This is a genomic window from Acidovorax sp. T1 (assembly GCF_002176815.1).
Lineage (GTDB): Bacteria > Pseudomonadota > Gammaproteobacteria > Burkholderiales > Burkholderiaceae_C > Acidovorax.
Genome location: NZ_CP021648.1, coordinates 2,918,378 through 2,937,260 on the forward strand (window position 1 = coordinate 2,918,378; position 18,883 = coordinate 2,937,260).

14 protein-coding genes and 2 pseudogenes are annotated in these 18,883 nt (G+C 64.9%); 5 read left to right on the plus strand and 11 right to left on the minus strand.

All coding sequences use genetic code 11. The features are described from left to right. Positions 1-19: 19 nt before the first annotated feature. From CCX87_RS13665 to CCX87_RS13675, 3 genes are all read right to left on the minus strand, one after another. The gene (locus CCX87_RS13665; RefSeq protein ID WP_087747101.1) at positions 20-2,950 is read right to left on the minus strand and encodes an aconitate hydratase; all 2,931 of its coding nucleotides are present in this window, start codon (positions 2,948-2,950) and stop codon (positions 20-22) included. Between the two features lie 551 nt (positions 2,951-3,501). Further along, on the minus strand, positions 3,502-3,789 hold the full coding sequence (locus CCX87_RS13670; RefSeq protein WP_087747103.1) for an H-NS histone family protein: 288 nt from the start codon (positions 3,787-3,789) through the stop codon (positions 3,502-3,504). A gap of 125 nt (positions 3,790-3,914) precedes the next feature. Further along, positions 3,915-5,219, minus strand: a complete 1,305-nt coding sequence (locus CCX87_RS13675; RefSeq protein WP_087747105.1) for a hemolysin family protein — start codon at positions 5,217-5,219, stop codon at positions 3,915-3,917. Positions 5,220-5,243: 24 nt separating this feature from the next. Here CCX87_RS13675 and CCX87_RS13680 point away from each other — a divergent pair, with 24 nt between their 5' ends. Beyond that, positions 5,244-6,089, plus strand: coding sequence for a symmetrical bis(5'-nucleosyl)-tetraphosphatase (locus CCX87_RS13680; RefSeq protein ID WP_087747108.1), 846 nt, complete (start codon positions 5,244-5,246; stop codon positions 6,087-6,089). Between the two features lie 197 nt (positions 6,090-6,286). Here CCX87_RS13680 and CCX87_RS13685 read toward each other — a convergent pair whose 3' ends face one another. Further along, on the minus strand, positions 6,287-7,780 hold the full coding sequence (locus CCX87_RS13685) for a DEAD/DEAH box helicase (RefSeq protein WP_087747111.1): 1,494 nt from the start codon (positions 7,778-7,780) through the stop codon (positions 6,287-6,289). Between the two features lie 222 nt (positions 7,781-8,002). Continuing rightward, the gene (gene ypfJ / locus CCX87_RS13690) at positions 8,003-8,875 is read right to left on the minus strand and encodes a KPN_02809 family neutral zinc metallopeptidase (protein ID WP_087747113.1); all 873 of its coding nucleotides are present in this window, start codon (positions 8,873-8,875) and stop codon (positions 8,003-8,005) included. Between the two features lie 221 nt (positions 8,876-9,096). Between ypfJ and CCX87_RS21340 the strand changes: the two are divergent. The 4 genes and pseudogenes from CCX87_RS21340 to CCX87_RS13705 form a co-directional block, all read left to right on the plus strand. Beyond that, positions 9,097-9,238, plus strand: a pseudogene (locus CCX87_RS21340) (pyroglutamyl-peptidase I family protein); the annotation flags it as partial. A 120-nt stretch (positions 9,239-9,358) separates the two neighbouring features. Further along, positions 9,359-9,457, plus strand: a pseudogene (locus tag CCX87_RS21345) (pyroglutamyl-peptidase I); the annotation flags it as partial. 186 nt (positions 9,458-9,643) lie between these two features. Continuing rightward, complete coding sequence (locus tag CCX87_RS13700; RefSeq protein ID WP_087748344.1) at positions 9,644-10,633, plus strand: delta(1)-pyrroline-2-carboxylate reductase family protein; 990 nt, start codon at positions 9,644-9,646, stop codon at positions 10,631-10,633. Beyond that, entirely contained in the window at positions 10,630-12,327 is a 1,698-nt protein-coding gene (locus CCX87_RS13705) for a sensor domain-containing diguanylate cyclase (RefSeq protein ID WP_087747115.1), read from the plus strand. Before CCX87_RS13700 ends, CCX87_RS13705 begins: the two co-directional genes overlap by 4 nt. A gap of 54 nt (positions 12,328-12,381) precedes the next feature. On the opposite strand, the gene dcd is transcribed toward CCX87_RS13705, so the two are convergent. The 6 genes from dcd to CCX87_RS13735 form a co-directional block, all read right to left on the minus strand. Next, entirely contained in the window at positions 12,382-12,954 is a 573-nt protein-coding gene (gene dcd / locus CCX87_RS13710; RefSeq protein ID WP_086911600.1) for a dCTP deaminase, read from the minus strand. Positions 12,955-13,008: 54 nt separating this feature from the next. Then, a complete protein-coding gene (gene guaD, locus CCX87_RS13715) occupies positions 13,009-14,307 on the minus strand; it encodes a guanine deaminase (protein WP_087747117.1) in 1,299 nt (432 codons plus the stop codon). Positions 14,308-14,355: 48 nt separating this feature from the next. Further along, the gene (locus CCX87_RS13720; RefSeq protein WP_087747119.1) at positions 14,356-15,456 is read right to left on the minus strand and encodes a BMP family ABC transporter substrate-binding protein; all 1,101 of its coding nucleotides are present in this window, start codon (positions 15,454-15,456) and stop codon (positions 14,356-14,358) included. Positions 15,457-15,613: 157 nt separating this feature from the next. After that, positions 15,614-16,663, minus strand: a complete 1,050-nt coding sequence (locus tag CCX87_RS13725) for an adenosine deaminase (protein WP_087747121.1) — start codon at positions 16,661-16,663, stop codon at positions 15,614-15,616. Next, positions 16,663-17,640 (minus strand): aromatic ring-hydroxylating dioxygenase subunit alpha, encoded by a 978-nt coding sequence (locus tag CCX87_RS13730; protein ID WP_087747123.1) that lies wholly within the window; start codon positions 17,638-17,640, stop codon positions 16,663-16,665. The genes CCX87_RS13725 and CCX87_RS13730 overlap by 1 nt, the downstream gene beginning before the upstream one ends. 68 nt (positions 17,641-17,708) lie before the next feature. Then, a complete protein-coding gene (locus CCX87_RS13735; RefSeq protein WP_087747125.1) occupies positions 17,709-18,869 on the minus strand; it encodes a BMP family ABC transporter substrate-binding protein in 1,161 nt (386 codons plus the stop codon). Between the last annotated feature and the right edge of the window lie 14 nt (positions 18,870-18,883).

The window sequence follows — 18,883 nt, forward strand, 5'->3', positions numbered from 1 at the left end:
TCGAAAGACGCCCGGCCTCTCAGGCGCCCGTCAGCAGCTGCCGCAGCACGTACGGCAAGATGCCGCCCGCCTGGTAGTAGTCCACTTCGATCGGCGTGTCGATGCGCAGCGTGACCACCACTTCCTGGCGCGTGCCATCAGCGCGGTGAATGACCAGCGTGGCGTCGCTTTGCGGGGTGAGTGCGGTATCGGGCAGCACGTCGATGACCTCATTGCCCGTCAGGCCCAGCGACGCCCATGAATCACCCGCCTTGAATTGCAGCGGCAGCACGCCCATGCCCACCAGGTTGGAGCGGTGGATGCGCTCAAAACTGCGCGCCACCACGGCCTTGATGCCCAGCAGCTGCGTGCCCTTGGCGGCCCAGTCGCGGCTGGAACCGGTGCCGTACTCCTCGCCGGCAAACACCACGGTGGGCGTCTTTTGCGCCATGTATTGCATGGCCGCGTCGAAGATGAACATCTTCTCGCCCTGCAACGGCCCCTCGTTCTGGAACACCGTGACACCGCCCTCTTCGCGCGAGCCGTCGGCCGTGGGCGCGATCATGAGGTTCTTGATGCGCACGTTGGCAAAGGTGCCGCGCATCATCACGTCGTGGTTGCCGCGGCGGGCGCCGTAGCTGTTGAAGTCGGCCTTTTGCACGCCGTGCTGCAGCAGCCATTGGCCGGCGGGCGAGCTTTCCTTGATGGAGCCGGCGGGCGAGATGTGGTCGGTAGTGATGGAGTCGCCAAACAGCGCCATGATGCGGGCACCCTGCACAGAAATCGGGTCATTTTGGCCTGTAGTGCCCGCCCCTTCTGCGCCGGCAGCTCCTTTTTCAAGAGCAAAATCGGCAAAGAATGGCGGCTCGGCGATGTAGGTGCTCGCGGGCCAGGTGTAGGTGTTTCCAGCCACGCCCTTGATTTTTTCCCACAGCTTGCCAGGCTCGGTCTTGACCTTGGCGTAGTTTTCGCGGAAGGCCTTGCCCTTCATGGCGAACTTCATGAGCGCGTAGATCTCGTCGCTGCTCGGCCAGATGTCGCCCAGGTAGATGTCCTTGCCGCCCTTGCCCTGGCCCACGGGCTCGGTCATCAGGTCCTTGAGCACCGTGCCGGCAATGGCATAGGCCACCACCAGCGGCGGGCTGGCCAGGAAGTTGGCCTTGAGGTTGGGGTGGATGCGCGCCTCGAAGTTGCGGTTGCCCGACAGCACGGCGGCGCACACCAGGTCGTTGCTGGTGATGGCCTCGTTGAGCTCGGGCGTCAGGTCGCCCGCGTTGCCAATGCAGGTGGTGCAGCCGTAGCCCGCCAGTGCAAAGCCAAGCTTTTCCAGATACGGCAACAGCCCGGCTTCGCGCAGGTATTCGGTGACGATGCGCGAGCCCGGCGCCAGCGAGGTCTTGATGTGCGGCTGCACCTTGAGCCCCGCCTTCACCGCCTTCTTGGCCAGCAGGCCAGCCGCCAGCAGCACGCTGGGGTTGCTGGTGTTGGTGCAGCTGGTGATGGCGGCGATCAGCACGTCGCCATTGCCGACTGTCAAGGCCTTGTCGGCATCGCCGGGCAGGTCGCACACCGAGACGGATGGGCTGTCATGCTGCGCCGTGGCCAGTGTCGGGCGGTTGCCCACCATTTCCACCACCGAGCGCGTGGCACCGGGTTGTGGCGCAGGCGCGTCCTCGGCCGGCCCCCCTTCGCCACAGCCGACCCGGTGGCGCTGCAGCAGGCGCTCGGCCGGCTGGTTGAAGCCGTTGTCGGCATTGGGCTTGCTGAACAGGTCGGCAAACTGGCCCGCCACCTTGCCCAGCTCAATGCGGTCTTGCGGGCGCTTGGGGCCGGCCAGGCTGGGGGTGACTTGCCCCAAGTCGAGCTTCACCACCTGCGAATAATCCACTTCGCCCGCCAGCGGCACGCCAAACAGACCCTGCGCCTTGAAATAGGCCTCGAAGGCTTCGATCTCGCCCTTGGTGCGGCCCGTGCCCTTGAAATATTCCATCGTCCGCTCATCCACGGGGAAGAAGCCCATGGTGGCGCCGTATTCGGGCGCCATGTTGCCGATGGTGGCGCGGTCGGGCAGGGACAGCGTGCGCGTGCCCTCGCCAAAAAATTCGACGAACTTGCCCACCACCTTGTGCTGGCGCAGGATCTCGGTCACCGTGAGCACCAGGTCGGTGGCGGTGACGCCTTCGCGCAGCTGGCCGGTCAGCTCCATGCCCACCACATCGGGCGTGAGGAAGTACACCGGCTGGCCCAGCATGGCGGCCTCGGCCTCGATGCCGCCCACGCCCCAGCCCACCACGCCAATGCCGTTGATCATGGTGGTGTGGCTGTCGGTGCCGACCAGGGTGTCGGGGTAATACACACCATCGTTGCGCTTGTGCACGCCACGCGCGAGGTATTCGAGGTTGACCTGGTGCACGATGCCAAAGCCCGGCGGCACCACGCCAAAGGTGTCAAAGGCCTGCATGCCCCATTTCATGAATTCGTAGCGCTCGCGGTTGCGCTGGAATTCGAGCTTCATGTTCAGGTCGAGCGAGTTCTTCTGGCCATAGTGATCGACCATGATGGAGTGGTCCACCACCAAGTCCACGGGCACCAGCGGTTCGATCTGCTTGGGGTTCTTGCCCAGCTTGGCGGCCACGCTGCGCATGGCGGCCAGGTCGGCCAGCAGCGGCACGCCAGTAAAGTCTTGCAGCACCACGCGCGAGACGACAAACGGGATCTCGTCCTTGCGCGCAGCCTGGGGCGCCCAATTGGCGAGCTGCTGCACATGCTCGGCCGTGACCTTGCGTCCGTCGCAGTTGCGCAGCACCGATTCGAGCACGATCCGAATCGACACCGGCAGGCGGCTGATCTGCGGGAACTGCTTGGCCAGTGCGGGCAACGAATAAAACTGACCCGATTTGCCGGACGCGGTTTTGAAACGCTTGAGTGTGCTGGAAAAAGCGTGGCGGGCGGGCTTGGACGACGAGGCCATGGGAGAACTCCTTGAAGAAACAACGGGTCTGTAACGGGGTCTATTCTGGCAGTCCCCTGCGGGCGCGCAATGGTGGGGCCATGCAAATGGGCGCGAAACAGGCCTTGCGCCCTGCATTCGGCACTTGCAGCAATGACCTGTCTTGGTTGCGTGCCGTGGGTGCCATGGGTATTGCAGGCATGCAGCGAATCGAATCGAATCGAATCGAACGCCTGCGCCATTCCATTCAGGCCACCGCAGACCCTGCGCATTCAAGGCGAATAATTGTTGCCCGTGTAACTGTGGATTGCAATCAAAACAACGTGTCGCCAGACCCTTCCCTCACGCCACGAGGATATTGGGCACCCCCACCGACATCACCTCGTAAAAACCAGCAGAAACTGGCCATGGAATCGTTTGTTCCGGCCCATCATTTCACAGCCGAAGCCTGGCAAACCCTGGCACGCCTTTGCCATCCCGAGGCGCAAAAGCCCGCCATCCTCGGCATCGGAATGGCCACCCATAAAAAAAGTCCGCCAAGGCGGACTTTTTTGAATGAATGCACACCCCGGTTAAATGGCAAACTGCTCACGGCTTTCGTTCTGGATCCACTTTGGTGGTTTGCCGCGGCCGGTCCAAGTCTGGCCGGTAGCGGGATTGCGGTATTTGGGGGCCACCTTGGAGCCAGCGCCGGCACTGCGCGCCCGGCCCGTGGGAAACACGTCTTGCGCTGTCAAACCAAACTCTGTCACCAGCGCACGAACCTGTGCAACCGCTTCCGAGAGCTCATTGCGCCGGGCTTCGTTGATTTTCTGCTCAAGGGCTTCACGCTGCTTCAGGAGTTCTTTGTAGCTGGACATGGTGTGTAACAAAAGTAATTGCGAAGGAGCCTGCATTATAGGAATAATGCGCGCACTGTGCACGCAGCCTCCCATTAGCGGTCCATTCCACCCATCATTTTCGTCACGGGGGCCACGCTCAATATTCAATCTTGCTCAACCTGGGGGTCCGGCTGCGCAAGCACCTTATCAATACGCTTGCCGTCCAGGTCCAGAATTTCGAATATCCACCCGGCACAGGCAATACGCTCGGCAACTTCGGGCAAATGACCGGTTTCTGCCATCAACAAGCCTGCGAGCGTGTTATAGCGTCCCCGGTCTTCTTCGGGTAAATCCCGAATATCGAGCCTGGCCTTAAGTTCGGTCACGGGCATCAAGCCATCGAGCAGCCAGGTGCCATCGTCACGCCGGGTTGCCCATGCATCGGCGGATGCGCCCGGCTGCAATTCCCCGGTAATGGCTTCCAGCAAATCGCGCGGCGTCATGATGCCCTGCACCACGCCATATTCATCCACCACGAATACCATGCGCCCCGACCGCGCGCGAAACTGCTCCAGCAATTCCATCCCGCTCAGGGTTTCGGGCAGAAAGGCGGCGGGCTGCGCATACGACTCCACGCTGCCAGGCGCCTCGGGGCCCAGTTCCAGCATGCGCGCCACGCTGATCACGCCCACCACTTCATCGAGCGAACCCCGGCACACCGGGTACCAGGAATGGGCGCCACGGTCCCCGCCGGAGCCCGCCATGCGCAGGCCTTCAAGCACCGAGAGACCCGCATCGAGCCATTGCACATCGGTGCGCGGCACCATCAGCGACGTCAGCGGCCGGTCGTCCAGGCGAAACACGTTTTGCACCATCTGGTGCTCGTGGTGCTCGATCACACCGGCATCACGTCCTTCTTCGAGGCTGGCGGCAATCTCCTCTTCAGTCACCATCCGGCCTGCGTCGTTGTCCACCCGCAGCAGCTTGAGCACCCCCTGGGTGGACAGCGCCAGCAGACGCACGAAGGGCTTGGCGACCTGGGCCACCCAGGTCATGGGGCGCGCCACGAACCGGGCCACAGATTCCGGATACAGCTGGCCAATGCGCTTGGGCACCAGTTCGCCAAACACAATGGTGATGAAGGTAATGATGGTGACCACAATGGCCGTGGCGCTCACACTGGCCGCGCTCTCGGGAACGCCCAGGGTCTGCAGCCACAAGCCCAGATCGCTGCTGAAAGCGGCTTCGCCAATGATGCCGTTGAGCATGCCGATGGAGGTAATGCCCACTTGCACCGACGACAGGAACTGCGTGGGGTTGTCGAGTAAGGTCAGGGCAGCCTGCGCGCCCTTGTCGCCACCCTCCGCCATGGCAACCAACCGGGATTTGCGGCTGGACGCCAAGGCCAGTTCCGACATGGCAAACACGCCATTGAGCAGCGTCAGCAGCGTGATCAGCAGAAAATCCATGAATCAAAAGGTAAGAAGAACACCATGGCACTTTACTGTATTGGCGACATCCAGGGTTGCGACAGCGCACTGGGGCGCCTGCTCGATCGGATCGGCTTTTCTGCAAGCCGCGATACCGTCTATCTTCTGGGCGACCTCGTCAACCGGGGGCCGGACTCCGCTGCCGTGCTGCGCCGCTGCATGGCGCACGGCGATGCCCTGCGCCCCCTGCTGGGCAACCATGACCTGCACCTGCTGGCAGCCGCCCATGGCGCCCGCAAACCCTCGCGGCGCGACACGCTGGCCAGCGTGCTCCATGCCCCGGACCGCGATGCACTGCTGCAATGGCTGCGCCTGCAGCCACTGGCCCGCCAGCATGTGCACGGCGGACAGGCTTTGCTGATGGTGCATGCCGGCGTCCTGCCGTCGTGGACTGCGGCCGACACCATGACCTTGGCTGACGAAGTGCAGCGTGTGTTGCGCAGCGCCGATCTGCCCGCATTTTTGCAACAGATGTACGGCAACACGCCGAACCACTGGGACGATTCGCTGACCGGCCCGGACCGCCTGCGCGTGGTCGTGAATGCGCTCACGCGGCTGCGTTTTTGCTCAGCACAAGGCGTGATGGATTTCAATAGCACCGAGAGCGCCAGTGCCGCGCCCGCTGGCCTCCTGCCCTGGTTTGATGTGCCTGAACGGCGCACGGCTGGCACGCTGATGGCCTTCGGGCACTGGTCCACACTGGGTTGGCTTAACCGCAGCGATGTGATCGGGCTGGACACGGGCTGCGTGTGGGGCGGCTGCCTGAGCGCGGTGCGCTTTGGCGCGACGCTTGCCGAACGCGAACTGCTGCAGGTGCACTGCGAACAGGCGCAAGCCCCGGGCGCTTGAAAAAGTCGTCTTCAGGCGACCCCGCACGCCAGTGCGGCATCCACGCCAGCGGCACCCCCTGCGTGGGGCCTCATCGATCAAACTATTTTGATAGCAGCTTGCGCTTGCTGCATAAGCGCTAACGGCCTTTTTGCCGCATGTTGGCAAGACCGGTCTGTCTGTGCCATCCAGGCCTGCACCGCCGCCCCGTCAGCGAATCACTGGTCCGAGGTTTCCGGCTGCACGGCCTTGAACAGGGCTGCCACCTTGCGCTTGGACTTGATGTTGGCCGATACGCCACTGCGAGTGGGCGACTTGGCCGCGGCTTCCCAGGCGGGAGCGATTTCGGCGCTGCTCGCTTCATACGGCTTTTCGAAGAACGGGTCACGCGAAGCCACCGCTGGACGAAAGCCCCGGTAGTTTTCACGCGGCTCGCGCGGCTCGCGGTGGTCCCGGCGCTCACTGCGCTCGCGAATCGGCGGCGGGGGAATCGCATCGCGCGGGTCCCCCGTTTCGCCCGCTTCACGCCAGGCGCGGCGGCCGTCGTTGATGCGGCCCCGGGGCTTGTCTTCGTCGTATTCGAGGGCCTCGATATCGAGCTTGGTCTTGAGCAGCTTCTCGATGTCGGCCACCAGGCGGGCGTCGCTGCCCGACACCAGGGTGACAGCCAAGCCCGACGCGCCAGCGCGGCCGGTGCGGCCAATGCGGTGCACATAGTCTTCGGCGTTGAACGGCACGTCGAAATTGAACACAGCCGGCACGTCCTTGATGTCGAGGCCACGGGCCGCCACATCGGTACACACCAGCAGATCGACCTCGCCGCTCTTGAAGGCTTCGAGCGCCTTCAGCCGTTCGTCCTGGCTCTTGTCGCCATGCAAGGCGGTGGTTTTGAGGCCTTCGCGCTCCAGGCTGCGGGCCAGGCGCGCACAACCGAGCTTGCTGTTCACGAAGATGAACGCCTGCTTGATGCCGCGTGTGCGCAGCACCTGGTGGATGGCACGGCGCTTGTCGTCATCGTTGGCGCTGTAAAAGCGCTGTTCGACCGTGGAGGCGGTTTCGTTGGGCCGGGCCACCTCGATGGTGACCGGGTTTTGCAGGTAGCTGCCGGCCAGGCGTTTGATCTCGGGCGAGAACGTGGCGCTGAACAAGAGCGTGGTGCGCTGCTTGGGCAGGTACGAAAGAATGCGCTGCAGGTCGGGCAAAAAGCCGATGTCCAGCATGCGGTCGGCCTCGTCGAGCACCACGTACTCGACCTGGTTGAGCACCGCGTTCTTGGCCTCGATGTGGTCCAGCAGGCGGCCTGGCGTGGCCACCAGCACTTCCACGCCCTTCTTGAGCTCCAGCGTCTGCGGCTTCATGTCCATGCCGCCAAACACCACGGTGCTGCGCAGTTTGGTGTATTTGGCATACAGCGCAATCTGCTGCGCAACCTGGTCGGCCAGCTCGCGCGTGGGCAGCAGCACCAATGCGCGCACCGGGTGGCGGGCGGGGGATGTGGAACTGCTTTCGTGCTTGAGCAGGCGCTGCAGCAGCGGCAGCGAGAACGCCGCCGTCTTGCCGGTGCCCGTCTGGGCTGCGCCCATGACGTCTTGCCCGGTAAGCACCACTGGAATGGCCTGCTCCTGGATGGGCGTCATGGACTCGTAGCCCATTTCGGCCACGGCGCGCGCCAGCGGCTCGGCCAGCGATAAATTGGAAAAAGAACTTGTCATTTAGCCCGCTATTGTCGCACCGGTGGCAAAAGTGGCGCTATTTTTGCGCGTTGCCCCTGCACGACGGGCGCACGGCACCGACGCTGCGCGCCGTGAATTGCTATTATTTATATAGCTACAAGCGCTTTATCCATGAGCGCTATCACCATATTTGCAGTGGATCGCTTTCGTACCACGGTCCCCCAGGGTGCCACGGCTGCGCCTCCACGCGACACCCTGAAATCAGAGATTGCGGCTCGAAAATGTGTCACAGCCCTTGACATTGCCGTTTTGCAGCCCATTGTTGAACCAGCGCTGGCGCTGGGCGCTGCTGCCATGCGTAAAACTTTCTGGCACCACGGCGCCGCCGCTAGAACGCTGCAGGGCATCGTCGCCAATCTTGGCTGCGGCGTTCATGGCTTCTTCGACATCGCCCTGCTCCAGAATCTGGCGCGCATTTTGTGCGTGGTGCGCCCACACACCGGCAAAACAGTCGGCCTGCAATTCGAGCCGCACCGACAAGGCGTTGTATTCGGTCTGGCTCACCCGGCCGCGCATCTGGTCCACCTTGGCGCTGATACCCAGCTGGTTTTGCACATGGTGGCCCACCTCATGGGCAATGACGTAGGCCTGCGCAAAATCGCCCGGCGCCCCCAGGCGGCTCTTGAGCGTTTCGTAAAACCCGAGATCGATGTACACCTTCTGGTCGGCCGGGCAATAAAAAGGGCCCATCGCGGCCTGGCCCGTACCGCACGCCGTGGGCGTGGCGCCCCGGAACAGCACCAGGCGCGGCTCTTGGTAGGTGCCGCCGGCCTGGCGAAACACAGCCTGCCAGACATCCTCGGTATCTGCGAGCACGGTCGAAACAAAGCGCCCCATGGTGTCATCTGCAGGCGGACGCTGGGCGGGGCCCTGCTGCACCTGCGCCGTGGGCGCGCCGCCACCGCTGAGCAAACTCAAGATGGTCAGCGGGTTGACACCCAGCACCCAGCCACCCAGCAAGGCGATGACGATGGTGCCAATGCCAATGCTGCGCCCCCCGAACACGGGCATCCCGCCACCTCCACTGCGGCGGTCTTCCACATTGTCCGATTCGCGGTTGCCTTCCCATTTCATCGCAGGTCTCCAGCGCCCTCCAACATTGAAGGGCCAAGTCCGCATGTTACGCGCCGTGCGGCGGTCAGGGCAGCGAATTACATGTGACCGTGTGCACCGCTGTACCGCCCCCTGTGCACCCACCCCTGCACTTGCCGCTTCCTTTTTTGGCCCTATACCGGCACCACGCAGTCCCAGTTCATGGCCCACGACCCCAACCCCTCCCACAGCCCGCAGAACGCGTGATTCTGCTCGCCGGGTTCGGTCCGTTTGGCGGCGACACGCGCAACCCCAGCTGGCTCATCGCGCAGGCGCTGCATGGCCAGCGCATTGCCGGCCGTACCGTGGTGGCAGCGCAGCTGCCCACGGTGTTCGGGCATTCGCTGCAGCGGCTGGCGGCGCTGGTGCAAGCGCAACAGCCCGTGATGACGGTGTGCCTGGGCCAGGCGCGCGGGCGTGCCCTGCGAGGTCTCGCAGACCGCAGGCACCTTTGTCTGCAACCATGTGCTGTATGGGCTGATGCACCTGCTGGTGCGGGGCGTGGGCCCGGCCGGAGCGCGGGGCGGCTTTGTGCATGTGCCCTGGGTCATCGGGCAGGGCACACCCCACCTGCCGCTGCGCGACATGGTGCGCGGCATCCATGCGGCGCTGTGGGCGGCCGTGCTGGCGCAGCAGGACATTGCCCTGCAGGCGGGTGCACCTATTGAGCCATTGGAGGGCATGGCCAATCCAGCGGTGAATGCTTGTGCGCCACCGCAGCGGCCCGACGCTGTGTGTACAGTGCGGGCCATGTCATTTGCACCCTTTTCTGAAGCCCCGGGCTCGCTGAATGCGGCGGCCACGGCGGCTCTGCTGCCGTGGTCAGCGCTAGCCGATGAAATTGCGGCCCTGCTGCGGGACAGTACCGTGTCCGTTCCGGCCCGCAGCGTGCTGCCGCTGGCGCAGGGCGGCAGCCTGTTTGTGATGCCCGCCACTGACCGCAGCGTGGCCATGACCAAGCTCATCACCTTCACTCCCGGCAACGCAGGCACCGGGCGCCCGTCCATCCAGGGCGATGTGGTGGTGTTCGACATTGCCACGGGCGAGCGCCGGCTGGTGCTGGACGGCCCCACGGTCACCGCCCGCCGCACCGCTGCCGTCTCGCTGCTGGCGGCCCGCCATTTGGCCCAGGTGCCGCAGGGGCCCTTGCTCATCGTGGGCGCCGGCGTGCAGGGCCGGGCCCATGCCGAGGCGTTTGTAGTGGGGCTGGGGGTGCAAGAGGTGTGGATCGCTTCGCGCAGCGCCGCCAGCGCCGAGGCCCTGGCCGCACATGTGCACGCCCTGGGCGCCCAGGCCCGCGTGGTGGCCGACGCCGACGCCGCCCTGCCCCACTGCCCGCTGGTCGCCACCTGCACCCCGGCCCAGGGCGTGGTGCTGTCGGCGGCACCCCGGCCGGATGCCTTTATTGCGGCCGTGGGCGCCTTCACCCCCACGATGGTGGAGCTGGCGCCCGCCCTGTGCCAGCATGTGGCGCTGCACGGAACCATTGTGGTGGACACCGGCGATGCCAGCCACGAAGCGGGTGACCTGCTGCAGGCCGGACTCGACGTGGCCGCCATGCCCAGGCTGAGGGACGTGGTGTGCGGCCCATGGGCCCACGGCGCGCGGGCCAGCAAAGGCCCGGTGCTGTTCAAAAGCTGTGGCTGGGCTGGCTGGGATCTGGCCGCCGCGCGGCTGGCCATGTGCCGGGGTGCGGCAGAGTCCCCGATGCCCGCAGCGGCCGTGCAGGTGCCCTCATGACCTTTTTTGCGCGATTCGCCGACCGCGGACTGCGCACGCAGATTGCGCTGGTTTTTGGCGCGCTGGTCGTCGGGCTGGCCGTGCTGCTGTCGCTGGGGTTTGGCGAGTTGCTCAAGCACCGCATCCAGCGCGATGCGGGGGCGTCGCTGCAAGTGGTCGCCGAGAACGCTGGAAAGCTTCTGGCCATCGGACTGATGCAGCGCAGCCTGGAGGCCGAGGTGCTGGCCGGCGCCGAAATGATGTGGTCCAAAGGGCTTGACTCGCCCGAGGCCCAGCACATGCTCGCGCGCAGCCAGACGATGCAGCCGACCAATGTCTGGATCGGTGTGGCCGATGCCCAGGGCGTGGTGCGCAACGCAACGGGCGGTTTACTGGCCGGCCAGAGCGTGGCCGCGCGCCCGTGGTTTCAAAGTGGCTTGCGAGGGGTGCATGTGGGCGATGTGCACACCGCCAAACTGCTGCAAGAGCTGCTGCCACCCACGGCATCCGGCGAGCCCTACCGGTTTGTCGACTTTGCAGCGCCCATCCGCATCGGCGCCACCACCGTGGGCGTGCTGGGCATCCACGGCAGCTGGGAGTGGACGCGCGAGGTGCTGGAAACCCTCACCCCGCCCACATCCGAAGATAGCGCCGTGGAGCTCTTCATCTTCGACCGCCAGGGTCAGATGATCCTGGCCCCCCATGGCCGCGCCGGTGCATTGCAGGCCGCCGGCCAGCGCCTGCCCGCAGGCACCCACGTCAACAACAACCGCGACGGCGGGCACACACAGAGCGCCGTGGTGCAGTGGCAGGACGGCAAACGCTACCTCACCGCCGCCACCCAGCTGCAGCCCCGCAATGCGGCCAGCGACCTGGGCTGGCGAATCGTGGCGCGCCAGCCGGTGGAACTGGCTTTTGCCGAGGCCGACCACACGGTGCGCCTGGCCCTGCTCATCGGCCTGGCGGCGGCCCTTTTTGCATCGGTATTGGCGTGGCTGGCAGCGCGCCGGCTGAGCGTGGACCTGTATGCGCTGGCCGATGCCGCCAGCGCCGTGGAGGCGGGCCAGCCCGGCAGCGACATACCGGCCGTGCACAGCAACCGCGAAGTGCGCCAGCTCGCGCAGGCACTCGGCCGCATGACCCACCGCCTGCTCGCCGCACGCGAAGCCATGGAGGAAAAGGTGCGCCTGCGCACGCTCGAGCTGGAGGCCGCCAACCGCGCGCTCGACCTGCAGGCCCGCACCGATGCCCTCACCGGCCTGCTCAACCGGCGCGGGTTTGAATCACAGATGGCATTTGCCCTCGCGCTGGCCCGGCGCAGCAGCCGGCCGCTGAGCCTGATCACCATGGACGTGGACCATTTCAAGCGCGTGAACGACACCTACGGCCACGAGGCCGGCGACGAGGTATTGCGCCGCCTGGCGCGCACGCTCGAATCGCGGCTGCGCAGCTCGGATGTGGTCGCACGGCTCGGTGGTGAAGAATTTGTGGCCCTGCTGCCCGACACCGATCTGGCCGGTGCCCAGGCAATAGCCCAGGCGCTGGTCACCGCCATGGCCGATCAGCAGGACCCGGTGGTTGGCACCATCACCGTGAGCGTGGGCGTGGCCACCATGCGCGGGCAAGAGAACGGCGCCGACATCCTGCGCCGCGCAGACATGGCCCTTTACGAGGCCAAGGGCCAGGGGCGCAACAGGGTCTGCGTGGAAACCTGAACGGCGGCACCTCCGTGGCGAGGCGCATGGCGACACGCCGCGCCGTGTCTGTTTTCAGGCCTTGGGCAGCGTGACGCCCACCTGGCCCTGGTATTTGCCGCCACGGTCCTTGTAGGAGACTTCGCAGACATCGTCCTTGTCGCTCTCGAAAAACAGCACCTGCGCGCAGCCCTCGCCCGCATAGATGCGTGCGGGCAACGGCGTGGTGTTGGAGAACTCCAGCGTCACATAGCCTTCCCACTCGGGCTCGAACGGCGTGACGTTGACGATGATGCCGCAGCGTGCATAGGTGCTCTTGCCCAGGCAGATGGTGAGCACGTTGCGCGGGATGCGAAAGTATTCCACCGTGCGCGCCAGCGCAAAGCTGTTGGGCGGGATGATGCAGCTGTCTCCATGAAAATCGACGAAGCTTTTTTCATCAAAATTCTTCGGGTCTACCACCGTGCTGTGGATGTTGGTGAACACCTTGAATTCGGGGGCGCAGCGGATGTCGTAGCCATAACTGCTGGTGCCGTAGCTGATGATTTTTCGGCCCTCGACCTCGCGCACCTGGCCGGGCTCGAAGGGTTCGATCATGCCGTGCTCGGCCGCCATGCGGCGGATCCATTTGTCGCTCTTGATGCTCATGGTGGAAGGCTCCTCGCCAATACTACGTTTTTGATAGCTATTAGCGCTTGACCATCAAGCGCAAGAGCCGTATTTTGCTTGAGAAATTACCGTATTTTCCACCAGCCGATCATCGCCCAGCACGATCATGGCGAACAGCAGCTCGTCCAGGCTGTCGGCCTGGGCCGTGCGGCGCGCCAGCAGCGGCGTGGCCTGGGGGTTGAGCACCACAAAGTCGGCCTCGCAACCGGGCTGCAGATTGCCCACCACGCCGGCCAGGCCCAGCGCCCTGGCGGCACCGGCCGTGTGCTGCCACCACAGGTGCGCGGGCGACAGGCTCAGGCCGCGCTTGGTCTGACCCTCGCGGCCCACGTAATACGCCGCCATCATGGTGTGAAACGGGCTGAAGCTGGTGCCACCACCCACGTCGCTCGCCAGCCCGTAGCCCACGCCCACGCGGTCGGCCTCGGCATAGTCGAAAAAGCCGCTGCCCAGAAACAGGTTGCTGGTGGGGCTGATGGCCGCCACCGCCCCGGTGTCGCGCAGCAGGGCGCGGTCTGCTTCGCCCAGATGGATGCAGTGGGCGTACACGGCGCGTTCGCGCAGAAGGCCGAAGTCGTCGTACACCGACAGGTAGCTGCGCGATGCCGGAAACAGCTCGCGTGCCCAGCGGATTTCATCGAGGTTCTCCGCCACATGCGACTGGATCCACACATCGGAGTAGCGCGCCGCCAGTTCCCCGGCGCCACGCAGCTGCGCGGGCGTGCTGGTGGGCGCAAAGCGTGGCGTGATGGCATAGCCCAGGCGGTCCACGCCATGCCAGCGCTGGATGAGGGCCTCGGTGTCGACCAGGCTCTGCTCGGTGTCGTCGCGCACGCCGTCGGGCGAGTGGCGGTCCTGCAGCACCTTGCCGGTGATCAGGCGCATCTGGTGGCGCTGCGCCTGAACGAACAACGCCTCGGCCGACGCGGGGTGCGAGGTGGCAAACGCCAGCGCGGTGGTCACGCCGTTGCGCAGCAATTCTGCTATGAAAAACTGAGCTACTTGCGCACTGTAGTCGGGCGCTGCGAAGCGTTTTTCATGGGGAAAGGTGTAGTTTTCCAGCCAGGGCAGCAGGCCTTCGGCCGGCGAGCCAATCACGTCGGTCTGCGGAAAGTGGATGTGCATGTCCACAAACCCGGGGGCAATGATGCGGCCCGGCAGGTGCTCGACCGGCCCGTCGCCAAAGCGGGGCGCCAGGTCAGACCAGGCCCCCGCGGCCAGCACCCGCTGGCGCCCCTGGGCATCCGGGCCCACGGCCAGCAGGCCATCTTGTTCATACAGGGCCGAGCCATCGTCGGCAAAGCGCAAAAGGGCGGAGCGAAATACAGGCATGGTTCATAGCTTAGCGGCAGGCAGCGGCGCTGCCGCCTTCGAAGGGCATCAGCGCGGCAGCTTGCCCTGCACCCCTTCGACCAGCCAGTTCATCTGCAGAATCTGCGGGTCGGAAAGCGTTTGCCCGGCGGGAATGACCTCATGGCCTTCGTTGTCACGCACGGCGGCCTTGCCGGCGCGGAAGGGGTGCAGCCTGCCCGCCCCCACCGCCTTCTGCGCGGCAAGCACCTCTTTTTGCACGGCTGCGGGCACGCGGCTGCCAAAGTCGCCCACGCGGATCATGCCCTCGCGCACGCCGCCCCACACATTGCCGCTTTTCCAGCTGCCGTTTTGCACGGCGCGCACGCGCTCGGTGTAGTAGTTGCCCCACTGGTGGGTGATGGCCACGATCTGCGCATCGGGCCCGATCCGGCGCATGTCCGAGTGGTAGGCCACGGCCATCTTGCCGCGCTCCTGCGCCGCCGCCATCACTGCGGTAGAGCCGGTATGGAACGCGATCACATCCACATCCTGGTTGAACAGCGCCATGGCAGCATCGCGCTCCTTGGGCGGGTCGAACCACACGTTGAGCCACACCACCTTGACCATGGCCTGCGGGTTGACCGAACGCATGCCCAGGGCAAACGCGTTGATGCCCTGCAGCACCTCGGGGATGGGGAAGCCCGCCACAAAGCCGGCCACGCCGGTCTTGCTCATGCGGCCTGCGGCAATGCCCGCCAGGTAACGGCCTTCGTAGTAGCGTGCGTTGGCCGTGGCCACATTGGCCGTGGTCTTGTAGCCGGTGATGGACTCGAACTTCACGCCGGGATAGTCCTGCGCCACCTTGAGCGTGGGCTCCATGTAGCCAAAGCTGGGCGTGAAAATAATCTGGTGGCCCGTCGCCGCCAGGTCGCGGATCACGCGTTCGGCATCGGCCCCTTCGGGCACGTTTTCGACAAAAGTGGTTTTCACCTGCGCCCCCAGCGCGGCCTCGACGGCCTTGCGGCCTTCTTCGTGCTGGCGCGTCCAGCCCGCTTCGGTGACCGGCGAGACATAGACAAAGCCGGCCTTGACGGGCTCGGCGGCGCTTCCCTTGGCGGGCGCGGTCTGGGAAAAAACGGGGGAGAAAAAACAAGCGGCCACGAGCGTGGCTGCGAGGTTTTTGTACATGGTGTTCCTCTACATGGTCCCGGAAACAAAAAACAAAAGGCTGCCGGGACAGCAGCCTTTGCGCCGGTATTTTACGCGAGGAGAACTGCCTGGAGCTCCAACCCATGCCCATGCCCATGCCCATGCCCATGCCCATGCCCAGGCGCAGGCTGAGAGGCTAGTCGTGCTCGACGAAGCGCTCGAAGGCTTCCTTCAGGCGGTGCTCCCACACGCGCTTGTCGGCATGGCTGGCAAAGCTGGCTTCGAAACTGTTGAACGCCAGCTGGTAGGCGTGTCGGACCGTCATGTCCGTGGCGGCAAACACCTGGGTGAAGTTCTCGTTGATGTAACCGCCAAAATAGGCCGGGTCGTCCGAGTTGACCGTGGCGCACAGGCCGGCGTCCAGCAACTGGCGCAGGTTGTGGTTTTTGAGGTCGGGGAACACACACAGTTTCTGGTTTGACAGCGGGCACACCGTGAGCGGGATACGGTCTTGCGCCAGGCGCTGCATCAGGGCCGCGTCGTGCATGGCCTGCACGCCGTGGTCGATGCGTTCGACCTTGAGCACATCCAGCGCGCTCCAGATGTAGGCGGGCGGCCCCTCTTCACCCGCGTGGGCCACCAGATGCAGGCCCAGCGCGCGGCAGCGGGCGAACACGCGCGCAAACTTCTCGGGCGGATGGCCCACCTCGCTGGAGTCGAGCCCCACACCCACGATCTTGTTGATGAGCGGCATGGCCTGCTCCAGCGTTTCAAACGCCGACTCCTCGCTCAGGTGGCGCAGGAAACACAGGATCAGCGTGGCGCTGATGCCCAGCTCGGTGCGTGCGTCCGCACAGGCGCGGTGCAAGCCGTTGATCACGGTCTCCATCGCCACTCCGCGTGCGGTGTGGGTCTGGGGGTCGAAAAAAATTTCTGCGTGTGCTACGTTATCCATAGCAGCTCGCGCAAGGTAGGCGCGGGCCATATCGTAAAAATCCTGCTCATGCAGCAAAACGCTGGCACCCGCGTAGTAGATGTCGAGAAAGCTCTGCAGGTTGGTGAAGGCATAGGCCTGCCGCAAATCGTCCACGCTGGCATAGGGCAGCGGCACCCCGTTGCGCTGCGCCAGGGCAAAGATCAGCTCGGGCTCCAGCGAGCCCTCGATGTGGATATGCAGTTCGGCCTTGGGCATGGCGCGCAGCAACTGCTGCAGACGCTCTGCGGCTACAGGGGGCACTTTAAACATCAGCAGACTCCGAAGGTGATGCCGTTTTTCTTCAGCAAACGGCGGTAGGCGGATGATGCCTTGTCGGCCGCGGTGTGCAACTCGGCGCGCAAGTCCAGCGGCAGGCGCTTGGGCCTTTGCGACTCCAGCACCGGCTGATCCTGCGTGAAGATGGTGTGCTGGAAGGCCTGCAGCTTTTCGTCCGGCGACTCAAAGTCGGCCACCGCCAGCCGAAACCACACCCGGCTGGTTTCTGGCGTCAACGGGCAGATGAACAAGGCGATGGACTCGCGCCAGCCCTGCACTGCCGTGGTGTGCGCCTCGGGCACCTTGGTCAGCACCGCCGCATAGGGCGCCGTGACCTCATAGGTGTATTCCACCTGCGCAGCGGCCGTGGAATGCAGGTTCGACTGAGGTTGCCAGGCCTTGCAGCCAGTGGCCAGCAGCCCCGTGGCGGTGGACTCGACCCGATAGTCATCGATGGCCGCTGCGTCGCGGCTGCCCAGCCAGCCTTCGTGCACAAAGCCAAAGTGCGACATATCCAGAAAGTTCTCGATGATGCGCGGCGCACTGGCCGCCACGTCATAGGGACCGCAGTTGAGCTTGCGCAGGTGCGCATCTTCTTCGGCGCGAAACTCCGGCAGCGCTGCAGCGCCCTCTGCCAGGCGCACCCACACCAGACCATGCTGCTCGCAGCACTCGAATCGGCGGGCGCAGTGGGTGGGCGGGGGGACGAACGATGGCAGCGCCGGCACATGCTCGCAGTGGCCACTGCCGGCGAACTGCCAGCCGTGGTAGGGGCACTCCAGCCGCCCGTTGACCACGCGGCCGAGCGACAGCCGCGCGCCCCGGTGTGGGCACTGGTCCGCAAAGGCCTGCACGGCGCCGCTGGCGTCGCGCCAGAGCACCAGGGGCCGCTCCAGCAACTGCACGCCAAGCGGTTGCGACGCCACCTCCCGCGCATCGGCCACGGGGTGCCAGAGGGTTTCCTCCATCATGGGTCTCTCCCAAAAATCCAGAAAAAAAGGCCGCCCTCGGGCGGCCAGGGTGTCAGCAAGCCTGGAGCTTACTTCTTGTCGCCCCCAGGAATCTTGCCTTCCACGCCCTTCACGTAGAAGTTGATGCCACCAAGGAACTTGTCGTCAGCCACCACGTCTTTTTCCAGCACGGGCTTGCCATCCTGACCCAGGATGGGACCTTTCCAGATGGAGTAGCTGCCATCCTTCAGGCCCGCCTTGATGGACTCGACCTTGGCCTTGATGTCGGCCGGCACGTCGTCGGCGATGGAGACGATGTCGATCGTGCCTTCCTTCACGCCCCACCAACTCTGGCCCGTGGCCCAGGTGCCTTCCAGCGCATCCTTGGTGGCCTTGATGTAGTAGGGACCCCAGTTGATCACGGCCGAGGCCAGGTGGGCCTTGGGGCCGTAGGCGGTCATGTCGCTGTCCCAGCCGAAGGCGCGCTTGCCCTTTTCCTGGGCGGTCTTGAGCACGGCGGGCGAGTCGGTGTTCTGGAACAGCACGTCGGCGCCGCCGTTGATCAGGCTGGTGGCGGCCTCGGTTTCCTTGGGCGGGCTGAACCACTCATTCACCCAGACCACCTTGGTCTTGATCTTGGGGTTGACCGACTGCGCACCCAGCGTGAAGCTGTTGATGTTGCGGATCACTTCAGGAATCGGCACCGAGCCGACCACGCCCAGCGTGTTCGTCTTGGTCATGGCGCCTGCGATCACGCCCGCCATGTAAGCGCCTTCGTAGGTGCGGCTGTCGTAGGTGCGCATGTTCTCGGCCGTCTTGTAGCCGGTGGCGTGTTCGAATTTCACACCAGCGTTGTCGGCCGCCACCTTGAGCATGGACTCCATGTAGCCAAAGGTGGTGCCGAAGATCAGCTTGTTGCCCTGGCCGGCCATGTCACGCAGCACACGCTCGGCATCGGCCGATTCGGGCACGCTTTCGACAAAGCTGGTCACGATCTTGTCGCCGAATTCCTTTTCCAGGGCCTTGCGACCGTTGTCGTGCGCAAAAGACCAGCCACCATCGCCCACGGGGCCGACATACGCAAATGCAATCTTCAGTGGCTCGGGCTTGGGTGCGGGGGCTTCGGCGGCAGGCGCCGGTGCGGGCGCAGGGGCCGGCTCTTCCTTCTTGCCGCAGCCCACGAGCGCGGCAGCAGCCACGGCGGACAGCGCGGCCACTTTGAGCAGCGAGCGTTTCTGGAGATCAGTCATGTCGTTTCCTTGTA

Bases quoted from the DNA above. Each gene is read 5' to 3' on its own strand.
- CCX87_RS13665 (WP_087747101.1), bottom strand. From the start codon at position 2,950: ATGGCCTCGTCGTCCAAGCCCGCCCGCCACGCTTTTTCCAGCACACTC.
- CCX87_RS13670 (WP_087747103.1), bottom strand. From the start codon at position 3,789: ATGTCCAGCTACAAAGAACTCCTGAAGCAGCGTGAAGCCCTTGAGCAG.
- CCX87_RS13675 (WP_087747105.1), bottom strand. From the start codon at position 5,219: ATGGATTTTCTGCTGATCACGCTGCTGACGCTGCTCAATGGCGTGTTT.
- CCX87_RS13680 (WP_087747108.1), top strand. From the start codon at position 5,244: ATGGCACTTTACTGTATTGGCGACATCCAGGGTTGCGACAGCGCACTG.
- CCX87_RS13685 (WP_087747111.1), bottom strand. From the start codon at position 7,780: ATGACAAGTTCTTTTTCCAATTTATCGCTGGCCGAGCCGCTGGCGCGC.
- ypfJ (WP_087747113.1), bottom strand. From the start codon at position 8,875: ATGAAATGGGAAGGCAACCGCGAATCGGACAATGTGGAAGACCGCCGC.
- CCX87_RS13700 (WP_087748344.1), top strand. From the start codon at position 9,644: ATGTCATTTGCACCCTTTTCTGAAGCCCCGGGCTCGCTGAATGCGGCG.
- CCX87_RS13705 (WP_087747115.1), top strand. From the start codon at position 10,630: ATGACCTTTTTTGCGCGATTCGCCGACCGCGGACTGCGCACGCAGATT.
- dcd (WP_086911600.1), bottom strand. From the start codon at position 12,954: ATGAGCATCAAGAGCGACAAATGGATCCGCCGCATGGCGGCCGAGCAC.
- guaD (WP_087747117.1), bottom strand. From the start codon at position 14,307: ATGCCTGTATTTCGCTCCGCCCTTTTGCGCTTTGCCGACGATGGCTCG.
- CCX87_RS13720 (WP_087747119.1), bottom strand. From the start codon at position 15,456: ATGTACAAAAACCTCGCAGCCACGCTCGTGGCCGCTTGTTTTTTCTCC.
- CCX87_RS13725 (WP_087747121.1), bottom strand. From the start codon at position 16,663: ATGTTTAAAGTGCCCCCTGTAGCCGCAGAGCGTCTGCAGCAGTTGCTG.
- CCX87_RS13730 (WP_087747123.1), bottom strand. From the start codon at position 17,640: ATGATGGAGGAAACCCTCTGGCACCCCGTGGCCGATGCGCGGGAGGTG.
- CCX87_RS13735 (WP_087747125.1), bottom strand. From the start codon at position 18,869: ATGACTGATCTCCAGAAACGCTCGCTGCTCAAAGTGGCCGCGCTGTCC.